The organism is Flavitalea flava (genome assembly GCF_054461575.1).
On sequence record NZ_JBTLQH010000016.1, the window covers coordinates 101,057 to 114,518 of the forward strand.

Sequence of the window (13,462 nt, forward strand, 5' to 3'; positions counted from 1 at the left end):
TTTTTTAAAATTGAAGTATGTAATAGAAAATGAATGTACAAGTCTATGAAAAAAAGCTTTTCAACAGACGATATTGGATAACAAATATTTTTTAATAAAGGCCTCACAAGATAAGGAATTTCCCTAAAGTACAAATTTCAATTATTGTTGCCACACCAACCTCCCCTGATAGCCCGCCAGGGCAGGTTCTAAGCCCCCCGACGACCCCATGACTTCCCGTCCCGGCCTCTCGTAAATCTACGGATTTTTGAATGCCGTGCGAACAGAAATGCGCACTAATTAACAAATGTTGTTTACTTTTTTAAACAGTTCGTCCGCTAAAGCCTGTCATTTTTTCAATGACGGCACCCCTTCCTTCAATGGCCTGTCCCGTTGAGGGGAAAGCAGGAGCAAAGGTCGGGCCACGGTTCTGGTTAGGAGAATCCCTGATAGCAGGAGATAAATTCCTATCCTTTACAAAGAGTACCCAATAGTGGAAGAATGTAATAAGAGCCGGACTAAGGATTAGCCCGGACTCACCCCGGGCCCTCCGTTAGGTACGGGTTGTTTAACGATTAATTGCCACATGGATAAAGCCCGGACCTCTTCTGAAGATGGGAAAGAACCTGGGGAGAGGTAACCGTTAGTTTGGCTTTGGCTACCGGATACCGGCTAAGATTAAACCGTTTCAGGTTTGTCGTTGATTATTCATAACCTGCACGATCTTATAATAATAAGGAGGCATTAAGGCGATTACCGCGATTACCGCAAGTACCAAAAGGCCACAATAATGGGGAAAGACTGGGGAAAAATCATAAAGGGAAAAACACGAACCCGGGCAAAACCGTAAGGAAATGTTATTCGTACCGTAAAGCTTCGATCGGGTTGAGGCGGGATGCCTTCAGGGAGGGATAAAGCCCTGCCAGCAATCCTACCACAGAACAAATAAGGATACCCAGAACCAGCCATCCCCAGGGAATTACAAAACCGGTACTGAGGACCACTGAAAACACGTTACCGACGATAACCCCGAGGATAACCCCAAAAACGGCTCCTATAAGGCTGATAATGATGGATTCGAAGAGAAATTGCTGGCGGACATTCCGCTGCCGGCCCCCGATGGCCTTGATCAATCCGATCTCCTTGGTCCTTTCGGTCACCGAAACCAGCATAATATTCATCAACCCGATAGCTGCCCCGAGCAGCGTAATCGCCCCGATCAGAAGAGCGCTCCAGGTAATAAAGCTCAAATTGCGCATCAGCATGGCCACCGCGCTATCGCTTTTGTCGATATAAAAATTATTGCCTTCCATGACCGACAACTGGCGTATCGGCCGAAGGATCCCTTCAGCCTGGTCTATGGCCCCTTCGATCATCTTAACATCAGCCACTTTTACCATGATGCCGAAGGAGGCATTGGGATTGGAATTAAAGAACCGGCGCACATTATTATAGGAAGTAAGGGCCATTTTATCCCAGCTCATCCCCAGGGTTGATCCCTTGGATTCCAATACGCCCACCACCCTGAAGGGCAGATTATTGATCCGGATGATCTTTTCCAGGGCTTTTTGCGGGTCCTTGCCATAGAATTTCTCGGAAATCTCACTGCCAATAATACAGACATTTCGCCCGGAATGTACATCCAGGGCATTCAGGTTCCGGCCTGCAGCAAGCCCGTAACCATTTAATTCCGAAAAGTTCTCATCCCCCCCGTAAAGCCTTACCGTAGGAGTCGTTTTTTTATCCCCCAGCGAAATCACCGCATCCTGGGATCCAAACATGGTAATACCGATCTTGGCCGGAAATTGGAACCGTTCCCGGAAGGTCTCCGCCTGGTCCTTGGTGATCGGTTTGCCCGCACTGGATTTTCTTATCTTTTTCTGCCCTTTTTTCTGTTTTTTAACGTCCGATCCGCCATCAAATCCCATTCGCCATTCCCGGTAATGAATGGTGAACCCATTGGCGCCCATGGCCGAAAAGCTCTCGGTGAACTTCTGTTTCATGGCTTCGATAGCCGTATTGATCCCCACCAGGGCCATGATCCCGAAGGCAATAATGGCCACCGTAATACCGGTGCGCAATTTGTTGCTTTTTACTGTATTAAAAGATAATGCAAACGTATCGCGGATCCTCATAGTGGTGTTATGAATGCCACTAAATTAAACATTCTATGTTAACGGTGGGGAATTGTTCCATAAACGGTGGGGGCCGTTTGTCTCTTTTGATGGTGGGGGCTCCGTAGATTTTGGCAGCTTTATAGGCTTTGGGCAGGGATGGACAAAAAAATTGACTGATTTTTCTCATCAACTAATAAATAGCCCAATAGTTAGCAAAACTTCAGCCCAACCAATACCGACAGAAGAATGGGCTCGACCCTGTGATGGCAATACTACTTTTCATTTTAATTTGAAGAAAACCAATGGCACCTTATAGTAATTATAAGAATGAAAAAAAAGTGCCAGCACCCATAACCTGCTTACAGGCACGGTAGGCGTATCGCAAATGGCGCATTGTTATATTTAAATACCATTAAAAAGACAAATAATTATTTAAATAGAACTGGCGACAGGTGTGATACCCTACCTGCAAAACCGCAGAATGATACACTTTAAAATAGCATTATGCTAACGACACGATAGTACACGTTAAAAAATATCAATAAATGTCCCAATCCTAAATCAAAGGAGCAAAATCTACCACGTATAAATCAACGTCGACAACTTATCCACCAAAGTCTGCGGGAAGATCCCGAGCAGGATGATAAGCGCAGCCACAACTACCAGCAGCCCCTTAAATATAGGAGTAACCTCGATAGCCTGATCATCCCCATCCTTGAAATACATGGCCTGGATAACCCGGAAATAATAGTAGACGCTGACCACCGCGCATAAAACCGCGAAGATCACCAGCCAGAGGAATTTGCCGGTCTGCAGGACAGCCGACAGCATATAATATTTAGCAAAGAAGCCGGCAGTGAGCGGGATGCCCGCCAGCGATAAAAGGAAAATAGTACAGGTGGCGGCCAGCAAAGGCTGATGTTTGGCCAGACCGTTAAACCCATCAAAGGTAAAATCCTTCATTTTCACCAGGATGGAAAATATCCCGATCGTGGCCAGGCTGTAAGCAGCCGCGTACAAAATGATCCCTTCTTTGGCAACCCCGTTTTGAGCGAGCACACCAAATAACATAAAACCAGCCTGGGCGATGGAGGAATAAGCCAGCATTCTTTTGACGCTTTGCTGGAAAACGGCCGTCAGGTTACCGACGAACAAGGTAGCCGCAGTGATGATGGCGACGAATAACTGCCATTTCAGCTTACTTTCTCCGAATCCTTCGTCGAAAAGACGTACAAACCCGATAAAAACAGCAGCCTTTACGATCGTGGCCATAAATGAGGTAAATACGGTTGGTGCGCCGTCATAGACGTCCGGTGTCCAGAAATGAAAGGGAGCTGCCGAGACTTTGAAGGACATAGATACCAGCAAGAGAAGCAGACCCGCCATGTACAAGGGAGAGAGGGTCGCCTTACCGATACCCAGATCATCGATGATGAAGGTGCCGTTCTGGCTGGCTCCGTATAAAAAGGCGATACCCAACAGCATCAGACCCGTTGAGAATGCTCCCATCAGGAAGTATTTCAGGGCGGCCTCATTGCTTTTCAGATTGCGTTTATCGCTGCCGGTAAGAATATATAAAGGAATAGAGATGATCTCGATTCCAAGGAATAACATCAATAAGGTATTAAAGGTGGTGACTAATCCTACCCCGCAAAGCACAAAGAAGATCAGTGCAAAATATTCAGCCACATTGGCCCCTACTTTTTCAAAGTCTCGTCCGGACAACAGAAAAAAGATCAGGGTGCTGCCAAAAAGGATACAATTGGCCAGCAGACCGAATGTATCGAAGAACAGCATCTTGTGCGTATCGATAGAGAACAGGTGATGGCCGGTAAGATCCGCGTAATTCACCAGTAACAGCAACAGGATGCCGACGATGGCGATAATGCGGACAGTGGATTTGTTCTCCGTGATAATTCCGCTGAACATCAGGACAATTCCCCAGATAGCTGAAATAATTATTGCGTTCATATCTTTTTTAAGCTACAAGCCGCGAGCTACAAGCTGCAGGCTAATTTTTATCTTATTTCCTTTTTATTCAAACGTCTTCTCCGTCTCCTACCCTTCCCTCACACTTGAAGCTTGCAGCTTATAGCCTGAAGCTTCCTTCTTTTTCCTACATCTTATAATTCATCTTCGTGATAATCGTATCGACCGTCTCTTTCGTCAATTCCAGCATCGGCTTTGGATAAACCCCGATGACCAGGATCATGAGGACCAGAACAGCCAGTACGATCTTCTCATTGGAGTGAATATCTCTCGCTTTTTCTGTCAGCGCGTTGGTATTACCGAAGAAAACCCGCTGGATCATATTGAGCGTATACACCGCGGACAGGATGATACTGAGACCCGCTACGACGGTAAATACTACATTATAATGAGTGGCGGTGGAACTGTAAACACCGGTGAATAAGAGAAATTCCCCGATAAAGGCATTGGTAAGGGGCAGGGCCACATTGGCCAGGGCCACGATCACCAGGAGAATGGCCAGGACTGGCGCTTTTTGGGCAAGCCCTCCCAATTCTGATATTTTACGGGTATGGAACTGGCGTTCGATCAGTTCGACGACGATCCACATCCCTAAGATATTGATACCGTGATTGAACATTTGGATCATTACTCCCTGCATACCGGTGGTCGTAGTGGCAAAGATGGCCAGGGCCATCAGACCGATATGGGCAATGGAAGAGTAGGCGATAAGGCGTTTCAGGTCGTCCTGCTGAATAGCGACCAGTGATGCATAGATCATTCCGATGATACAAAGGGCGGAAGCAGTATCTCCCCATGCCCAGGTTCCCACGGGAAGGACAGGAGCCAGCCACCGGATGATTCCGAACAGTCCCATTTTCACCATCACTCCGCTAAGTACCATGGTTACGGCAGTGGGCGATTGCTCATAGGTATCCGGCTGCCAGGTATGCAAGGGCCATATGGGCATTTTTATACCAAAGGCGATAAAGAACAACCAGAACAACCACATCTGATCCGAACTGCTGATCACTTTTCTCAGGTTATAAAATGAAGCCAGGGAGAAAGAATGATCGGGTGTATGGCTGTATAACCAGATGATCCCAACCAGCATCAGAATGGAACCGGTGAATGTATAGATAAAAAATTTAAAGGTAGCTTGAATTCTTTTTTCTCCACCCCAGATCGAGCAGAGGAAATAAACCGGGATCAGCGCCAGTTCCCAGAAGAAATAGAACAGGAGCGCATCCATGGACAGGAAAACACCCATCAAACCGGCCTGTGACAGCAGCATCAGGGCGAAAAAGTTGCCGGAACGTTTGTACTGATCTCTCCAGGTAGCGACAAAAATGATCGGGAAGGAAATGGCGGTCAGTAGGGTAAGGATCTGTCCCATACCATCCAAACCGACGGCAAAACGGCTGCCCAGGGAAGGAACCCATGCCACGTCTGTGCTCAGGCTTCCGGATCCTTTGGCAAGGGTCAGCCCCCATAAGGAGATCACCAGGGTGACCAGGGATGATAACAGGGACCAGGTCCGGGCGCTATTCTCTTTTTTTACGAAGAAACCGAGCAGCCCGCACACCAACGGAACGACTATCAGTAGAACAGGGATCATGAGTATCTATTATTATTCAAATTCACTTTATCAATACAGTTGAAATCTACAGGGCTCCAAACTTGCAGCTTGAAGCTTTCGGCTTGTAGCTATTTCTTCACAAACAATTCCACCAGGAACAGGACAATGATCCCCACCACCATCAGCAGGACATAACCGCCTACCTGGCCGCTCTGTACGAGACGGATCTGACGGCTGCCGTATTGAACCAGCCGACCCACACCATTGACAATCCAGTCGATAACATTTTTCTCAAAAAAGCTAAAGAACTTACCCAGGCCATCCAGCGGTCTGACGATGATGGCATCGTAGAATTCATCCACATACCATTTATTGGCCAGCACTTTTCCAAAACCAGTAGGTTCATCCAGTTCAGGTTTGCGGGTGAAACGCGAAATGGCGGCAAAGGTCCCGATCAGGGCGACAGCTATGGAAATACCCATCAGTACCATTTCCATACTCGCGGGAGTATGTCCACCGGCTTCTGCCTGCAGGGCTGCCGATCCGGCAAATACCGGTTCCAGGAAATGTTCCAGCCAGTGTGCATGTTGTGCAAAGACCTCGGGAATACCCAGGAATCCGGACACCGCGGCCAGAATGGCCAGCACGATGAGCGGAATAGTCATGGCCGAAGGGCTTTCATGCAGATGATGCGCCTGCTCGTTTGTTCCTCGGAATTTACCGAGAAAGGTCATGGCATATAGACGGAACATATAAAAGGCAGTAAGCAAGGCAGTGATCACACCGATGATAAAATAAACCGGGCTTTTGCCATAGGCTGCGGCCAGGATTTCGTCTTTGGAGAAGAAACCGGAGAACGGTGGAATACCTGCAATCGCGATACAGCCAATCAGAAAGGTGGCATGGGTTATTTTAAGATGGGATCTTAATCCTCCCATTTTACGGATATCCTGTTCATGATGCATGGCGTGAATGACGGAGCCGGCCCCAAGGAACAACAGCGCCTTGAAGAAGGCATGTGTCATTACATGGAAGACTGCACCGGTATAGGCGCCAACGCCCAGACCCAGGAACATATAACCAAGCTGGCTGACCGTAGAATAGGCCAGCACTTTTTTAATATCGTTTTGTTTGAGCGCAATCGTGGCGGCGAATAAAGCAGTAGCCAACCCGATCCCGGCAACCACCGTTTGGGTGATGGGGGTCAGGGTGTAAAGGATGTTGCTGCGGGCTATCATATAAATACCGGCCGTCACCATCGTTGCCGCATGGATAAGGGCCGATACCGGCGTGGGGCCTGCCATCGCATCGGGCAGCCAGGTATATAGCGGGATCTGGGCCGATTTGCCCGTAGCCCCTACGAATAATAATAAGGTGATCGCTGTCAGCACCGGAATAGGAGTAGTCTGCACTTTGGCAAATACTTCCCCGAACGTAACGGAACCGAAATTGCTGATCATCATGAACACGGCGATCAGGAAACCAAGATCCCCGATACGGTTCATAATAAATGCTTTTTTGGCGGCGTTGCCGAAATCAATATTCTTGAACCAATACCCGATCAGCAAATAGGAACAAAGCCCCACTCCTTCCCAACCGATGAACATGATCACATAGTTGGCGCCGAGTATCAATAACAACATGGAAAAAACGAAGAGATTCAGGTAGGCGAAGTAACGGGCATAGTGCGGAGGTTCTTCCTCATGCATATAGGCCGTAGAATACAAATGGATCAGGAAGCCTACCCCGGTAATGATGAGGAGGAACAGGATCGACAATTGATCAACCTGGAAAGCGAAGGGGATCTTCAGACTGCCTACGTTGATAAAATCAAAAAGGTTGATTATGGCTGGCTGGAATCCTTCCTGGCGTACCTGGCCGAAAATAAGCAGGCTCAATATAAAGGAGGCCAGGATCACCCCGCTTCCGATAATTCCGGAAAGGGATTTTGACAAGCTATTGCGCAGCAGACCGTTAATTAAGAAACCGGCCAATGGAAGCAAGGGAACCAACCAAACTAAACTAATTATATTGTTCATACTACCTTTTGAATCTTTTTCCGTTTACCGTTTGGGACCTTTCAAAAACTCCGCTGATTTTCAATATACCAGCCGTTTTGTTAAAACCTCCTCCCGGTAACCAAAGACTTTTTAACTCCTTATTTTTTATTGTTCTTATCCCCCTCTCCGTTGAGGTCAGGATTTTTTTCCGTTTTTCTGTGTCCCGCTTTCCGTTTCGGACAGTGTACGTTAATGTTTCAGCCGGTTCAAAAAGTTCACATCCGTCGAATGTGTATTACGATACATCATCACAATGATGGCCAGGCCAACGCTTACTTCTGCGGCGGCAACGACCATGATAAAAAACACAAAGATCTGCCCGTCGATCCCGGCATTCGGATTGATGGCGGCCAGCGCATGGCTGTGCATCTTGGAAAAAGCGACCATCAGTAAATTCACCGCATTCAGCATCAGCTCCACACACATGAAGATAATGATCGCATTGCGCCGGGTCAGTACACCCGCCACCCCAATACAAAATAATGCTACGGCCAGAAATATGTAATAGTTTATCGGCATAAGACCCCCTTCCCCCTAAAGGGGATATTTAGTAAAACGTTGCTCTTTTTATTTCTTCTAATTTTCATTTCAATTATTTACTCAAAACTTCACCCGGATTATTACTCCCCCTTTAGGTAACCGAGTTCCGTTCAAAGAACGGGACAAAGGTTACGAGCGTAGCTCATAGGGGGGCCGACTCTTTTTTTCCGATCACTACTACACCGACCATCGCACTGAGGAACAGGATACTGCTGATCTCAAAAGGCACCACATATTCCTTGAACAGCGTCATACCCAGATTATGAATGAGCCCGATGCTTCCGTTATTCATTTCCGCCAACTGGTTCTTCATATCTGCTTTCTTAAGGGCAGCCACCAGGACCAGTAACAGGGATCCCCCTGCCACTACGCCGGCGATCTTTAACCACTTATTTTTCTGGGGTTCCGTATCCGCGTTCAGGTTCATCAACATAAATACAAAAAGGAAAAGGACCATGATCGCTCCCGCATATACGATCAGGTTAACGATAGCCAGAAATTGGGCATTCATAAGCAGATAATGCCCGGAAATGGAAAAAAACACGAGAATGAGCCACAATACGCTGTGAACGGGATTCTTACTGACCACTACCAGGATAGCGCTCAGCAGCGCCAATACGCTTAAAAACCAGAACAGAATTTGTGTGATACCCATTGAACCGTTGGTTATTTTATAAAACTTATTGAACTATTCTTTTTATTTAGCCGCATTATTTACCGACAAACCTAGTTTTCTTTTAATCAGACCCTAGGTGCCCTTTCGCCACGTGCCTTCGCAAATTCTTCGGGTTGGGTAACGGGATCGGGAATCAACAGCTCGTTTTTTCCATAAATAAACCCTTTCCGTGTATAATTCGCCGGTGCAAAGGTTTCGGACAGATAGATCGCATCCTTCGGACAGGCCTCTTCGCAAAGACCGCAGAAAATGCAGCGGAGCATGTTGATCTCGTATTTGGCCGCATATTTCTCTTCCCGGTACAGATTCTCTTCCCCGGGCAGACGTTCAGCTCCTTCCATCGTAATAGCTTCGGCGGGGCAGGCAACGGCACATAAACCGCAGGCCGTACAGCGCTCGCGGCCCTCTTCATCCCGGTTCAGGACATGGAGCCCTCTGAAAACGGCACTGAAAGGCCTCGTCTTCTCCGGATAGTTCACCGTCGGTCTTTTTTTGAACATATGACCGAATGTAATGCTCATCCCTTTAGCGATCGCAGGCAGATACAACTTTTCCCACACCGTCATTGGTTTACGGTCCACCGTTTTAGCCCTGCTCGTTAATGCTTGCATATGAGTTCAGTTTTGCCAGTTATTGTTTTGAGCGTTCGCAAAAATATTTTTATCCCTTCATTTTGCCAAACCAGGTTTGACAATTTCTACCCTCCCAAACCCCTGATCCTGGATAAACCAGGGATCCTGAATTGCCGGGTCCCTTAGAAATGCCAGTGATTCTGGCGTAATAATATGATAAAACCCGTCACTACCATATTGATCAGGGACAGAGGTATCAATACCTTCCAGCCCAGATTCATCAACTGATCATAGCGGAAACGGGGAACCGTCCACCGTACCCACATAAAAAAGAAGATAAAGGCTACGACCTTGAGGAACAGGGCCACCGCCTGAAGGATGGCTACCGGATTCTGCCCCCAATGCTGCGCAAGCGCCGCATCGTTCACAAAGGGTATATCATATCCGCCAAAATACAGCGTAGACATTACCGCACTGCTGATAAAAACATTTATATATTCTGCAAACAGATAAAAACCCAGTTTCATGGAAGAATATTCCTGGTGAAAACCCATGTTCAGTTCGCTGTCCGCTTCGGACAAATCGAATGGGGTACGGTTACACTCGGCAAAGGCACAAACCAGAAAGATCAGGAATCCCAGCGGCTGATACAACACATAATAATGACTGGCCTGCTGTTGTTCGACGATCGTCTTCAGACTCAGACTGCCGGAGATCATCAAAAGGGCGATAATAGCCAGCCCCATGGCCAGTTCATAGGAGATGATCTGCGAAGCGCCCCGGATGGCGGCCATCAGGGAGAATTTATTATTCGATGCCCATCCTCCGATCATGACTCCGTAAACGCCCATACTCACTACGCCGAAGATGTACAGTATACCAATATTGATATCTGCTATCTGCATATCGATATGCCGTCCGAAAAGCTCGAAATGGCTGCTCCAGGGAATGACCGCGCTGGTCATCATCGCCGTCATCATGGCCAGGGCAGGTCCAAGGATAAATAAGAAACGGCTGGAAGAAGAAGGAATGATCTCTTCCTTCATAAAAAGTTTGAGTCCATCCGCCAAAGGCTGCAAGATCCCGAAAGGGCCAGCCCGGCTGGGGCCGCGGCGATCCTGCATGAAGGCCGCCACCTTGCGTTCCATATAGGTCTCATACATGGCGATCACCAATGAAACGCTGATAATGATCAGGATCAGTAATGCTTTCTCGGCCAGTAAAATCCAATCAATGTTTAGTAACAAAAGATGCATTCTTCTTATCGTTTATTTAATCAACTCTTTATCGTTTTTCACCCTCCGATGTTGCCGCCTGGCTATCCGGATTTGCCCGGCTGCTGCAAGAAGCAGCCTATCTGCGATCTAATCGAAATCCGTCGAATGGGCAGGACGATTGATCCTGGACAGATCGATCTCCGGTTTGTTCACCTCGCTCACGCTGTGAATATCCATCAATAATTTGGGTTTCCGTCCATCCATCACCTCATACAATACTTCCTGAGGTTGGGTTACCCCAACATAATGTCCTTGGGAAATAACTGAATGACGACTCACCTTGGTCGGTCCTTCGATCTCCCAATCACTGGTCTTTTTCTTTTCAAAACGGCATTCGTTACAGATCCAGTCCTCTACTTCACCCCATTGGTCCTTGCGGGCCGTTACGCGGAAAACCTCATCGCCCCGGTACCAGAGCGTTACTTTTCCGGAGCATTTAGCGTGGTTGCAATTACGATGGGCCTCTACAGGCTTCAGGAACCAGACACGGTTCTTGAAACGGAAAGTCTTATCTGTCAGAGCCCCAACCGGGCACACGTCAATGATATTTCCGATAAAATCGTTATCCAAAGATTTTTGGATATAGGTGGCGATCTCGGAATGATCTCCCCTGTCCAATACGCCATGTACCCTTTTTTCCGTCAGCTGATCTGCCGTGAATACACAGCGATAGCAAAGGATACAACGGGTCATATGCAATTGGATATAAGGACCGAGGTCATGTTTTTCAAAAGTTCTCCGCTGGAATTCGTAGCGGGTGCCTTCCTTGCCATGTTCATAACTAAGATCCTGAAGATGGCATTCCCCGGCCTGGTCGCAGATGGGACAGTCCAGCGGGTGATTGATCAGCAGGAACTCCACAACGCCGTTACGGGCATCGATCACTTTTTCACTGGTGATGTTCTTCACGACCATCCCGTCCATGACATTTGTGCGGCAGCTGGCCACCAGTTTGGGCATCGGTCTCGGGTCAGCGGTTGATCCCGCCGCTACCTCTACCAGGCAGGTACGGCACTTTCCGCCGCTGCCTTTCAGCTTGGTATAATAACACATGGCAGGTGGCGCCACATCGCCGCCGATCTTACGGGCCGCCTGTAAAATACTGGTTCCCGCTTCCACTTCGATAGTGATATTATCGATTGTAACTTTAAATAATTTAGGTGCGTCAGCCATTTGTCAAACTGATTTATATCTGCGTTATCTATACTCTTTTTTTGTCAGGCCGCCAGCGGCCTTTTCTGCGACCGCTGAAGCGGTCGGGGTCCGTGATCGTGCCCGGCTGCTGTAAACAGCAGCCTTTCCGCGCTCTCATGTCTGCGCCTTCGGCGCGGCAAATTACACCGCCACCTGAAGTGGGTCGGCGTAATTTGCCAGCCCATAATTCCTTGTCAAACACTCCACAGGATTGTTCACATGCCATTCGAATTCGTCGCGGAAATGCCGGATGGCTGCCGCTACCGGCCAGGCCGCCGCATCACCTAACGGACAAATGGTATTGCCTTCGATCTTGCGCTGGATATCCCATAACAGATCGATATCACTGCTCTTTCCTTTTCCGGTCTCGATATTCTTCAGAATCTTTTCCATCCAGCCCGTTCCTTCGCGGCAGGGCGAACATTGACCGCAGCTTTCATGACGATAGAACCGGGCAAGGGTCAGGGTATGTTTTACCACGCACTGATCTTCATCCAACACGATAAAACCACCGGAGCCCATCATCGATCCCTTAGGAAAACCTCCGTCGGCCAGGCTTTCATAGTTCATCATCCTGGTCTCGCCTTTCACCGTTTTCAGCAAAAGGTTCGCAGGTAGAATGGGAACCGATGAACCTCCGGGAATACAGGCCTTCAGGCGTTTGCCATTGGCTATTCCGCCACAGTATTCGTCCGAGTATATAAATTCTTCGACCGATATGGTCATATCGATCTCATAAACACCAGGTTTGTTGATATTGCCACAGGCAGAGAGGAGTTTGGTACCGGTGGATTTGCCGACTCCGATCTTGGCATACTCTTCGCCGCCGATATTGATAATAGGCCCGATTGCCGCAAGGGTCTCTACATTATTGACCACAGTCGGAGAATCCCAAAGCCCTTTGATAGCGGGGAACGGCGGTTTGATACGGGGGTTTCCTCTTTTGCCTTCCAAAGATTCCAGCAGGGCCGTTTCTTCACCACAGATATAGGCTCCCGCTCCGCGGTGCACATAAATCTCCAGATCGTAATTTTTACCCAGGATATTTTTACCCAGCCATCCGTTGGCCTTGGCTTCATCGATCGCCTTTTCTAAAATATCGGGGATCCAGGCGTATTCGCCGCGGATATAAATATAGGTGCGGTTAGCGCCAAGGGCATAAGAAGAAATGATCAGCCCTTCGATCAGCAGATGCGGCAGGAATTCCATCAGGTAACGGTCCTTGAAGGTACCCGGCTCGGATTCATCCGCATTACAGACCAGGTAACGGGGAACGCCTTCCGGTTTGGCCAGAAAGCTCCATTTCATACCCGTGGGAAAACCTGCTCCACCACGACCTCTCAGTCCACTTTTCTTCACCTCATCGGTAACCTGGTCGGGGGTCATGTTGTTCAGCGCTTTTTCCACGCTCTGGTAGCCGCCTTCCCGGCGATAAACCTCATAACCGACGATCCCCGGAACATGCGCTTTTTCTAATAATAATTTTCTACCCATGCTATT

10 protein-coding genes are annotated in these 13,462 nt (G+C 48.1%); all 10 read right to left on the reverse strand.

What is annotated here, in order from left to right:
• Positions 1-836 precede the first annotated feature (836 nt).
• The 10 genes from ACX0G9_RS15765 to nuoF all read right to left on the reverse strand — a co-directional run bounded on the left by ACX0G9_RS15765 (position 837) and on the right by nuoF (position 13,456).
• Complete coding sequence (locus tag ACX0G9_RS15765; protein ID WP_459065891.1) at positions 837-2,114, reverse strand: ABC transporter permease; 1,278 nt, start codon at positions 2,112-2,114, stop codon at positions 837-839.
• 558 nt (positions 2,115-2,672) lie between these two features.
• Positions 2,673-4,067 carry an NADH-quinone oxidoreductase subunit N gene (locus ACX0G9_RS15770; protein WP_459065892.1) on the reverse strand — a complete coding sequence of 465 codons (1,395 nt, stop codon included), beginning with the start codon at positions 4,065-4,067 and terminating at the stop codon, positions 2,673-2,675.
• A 145-nt stretch (positions 4,068-4,212) separates the two neighbouring features.
• Positions 4,213-5,682 carry a complex I subunit 4 family protein gene (locus ACX0G9_RS15775; protein WP_459065893.1) on the reverse strand — a complete coding sequence of 490 codons (1,470 nt, stop codon included), beginning with the start codon at positions 5,680-5,682 and terminating at the stop codon, positions 4,213-4,215.
• Positions 5,683-5,771: 89 nt separating this feature from the next.
• Positions 5,772-7,682: an NADH-quinone oxidoreductase subunit L gene (gene nuoL / locus ACX0G9_RS15780; protein ID WP_459065894.1), complete on the reverse strand. Its 1,911-nt coding sequence runs from the start codon at positions 7,680-7,682 to the stop codon at positions 5,772-5,774.
• A gap of 210 nt (positions 7,683-7,892) precedes the next feature.
• Entirely contained in the window at positions 7,893-8,222 is a 330-nt protein-coding gene (gene nuoK, locus ACX0G9_RS15785; RefSeq protein WP_459065895.1) for an NADH-quinone oxidoreductase subunit NuoK, read from the reverse strand.
• Between the two features lie 163 nt (positions 8,223-8,385).
• A complete protein-coding gene (locus ACX0G9_RS15790) occupies positions 8,386-8,898 on the reverse strand; it encodes an NADH-quinone oxidoreductase subunit J family protein (protein ID WP_459065896.1) in 513 nt (170 codons plus the stop codon).
• Positions 8,899-8,984: 86 nt separating this feature from the next.
• A complete protein-coding gene (locus tag ACX0G9_RS15795) occupies positions 8,985-9,530 on the reverse strand; it encodes a NuoI/complex I 23 kDa subunit family protein (protein WP_459065897.1) in 546 nt (181 codons plus the stop codon).
• Positions 9,531-9,673: 143 nt separating this feature from the next.
• Complete coding sequence (nuoH, locus tag ACX0G9_RS15800) at positions 9,674-10,747, reverse strand: NADH-quinone oxidoreductase subunit NuoH (RefSeq protein WP_459065898.1); 1,074 nt, start codon at positions 10,745-10,747, stop codon at positions 9,674-9,676.
• Between the two features lie 108 nt (positions 10,748-10,855).
• Entirely contained in the window at positions 10,856-11,941 is a 1,086-nt protein-coding gene (locus tag ACX0G9_RS15805) for an NADH-quinone oxidoreductase subunit G (RefSeq protein WP_459065899.1), read from the reverse strand.
• Between the two features lie 162 nt (positions 11,942-12,103).
• Complete coding sequence (nuoF, locus tag ACX0G9_RS15810; protein WP_459065900.1) at positions 12,104-13,456, reverse strand: NADH-quinone oxidoreductase subunit NuoF; 1,353 nt, start codon at positions 13,454-13,456, stop codon at positions 12,104-12,106.
• Positions 13,457-13,462: the final 6 nt, after the last annotated feature.

Bases quoted from the DNA above. Each gene is read 5' to 3' on its own strand.
- ACX0G9_RS15765 (WP_459065891.1), bottom strand. From the start codon at position 2,114: ATGAGGATCCGCGATACGTTTGCATTATCTTTTAATACAGTAAAAAGC.
- ACX0G9_RS15770 (WP_459065892.1), bottom strand. From the start codon at position 4,067: ATGAACGCAATAATTATTTCAGCTATCTGGGGAATTGTCCTGATGTTC.
- ACX0G9_RS15775 (WP_459065893.1), bottom strand. From the start codon at position 5,682: ATGATCCCTGTTCTACTGATAGTCGTTCCGTTGGTGTGCGGGCTGCTC.
- nuoL (WP_459065894.1), bottom strand. From the start codon at position 7,682: ATGAACAATATAATTAGTTTAGTTTGGTTGGTTCCCTTGCTTCCATTG.
- nuoK (WP_459065895.1), bottom strand. From the start codon at position 8,222: ATGCCGATAAACTATTACATATTTCTGGCCGTAGCATTATTTTGTATT.
- ACX0G9_RS15790 (WP_459065896.1), bottom strand. From the start codon at position 8,898: ATGGGTATCACACAAATTCTGTTCTGGTTTTTAAGCGTATTGGCGCTG.
- ACX0G9_RS15795 (WP_459065897.1), bottom strand. From the start codon at position 9,530: ATGCAAGCATTAACGAGCAGGGCTAAAACGGTGGACCGTAAACCAATG.
- nuoH (WP_459065898.1), bottom strand. From the start codon at position 10,747: ATGCATCTTTTGTTACTAAACATTGATTGGATTTTACTGGCCGAGAAA.
- ACX0G9_RS15805 (WP_459065899.1), bottom strand. From the start codon at position 11,941: ATGGCTGACGCACCTAAATTATTTAAAGTTACAATCGATAATATCACT.
- nuoF (WP_459065900.1), bottom strand. From the start codon at position 13,456: ATGGGTAGAAAATTATTATTAGAAAAAGCGCATGTTCCGGGGATCGTC.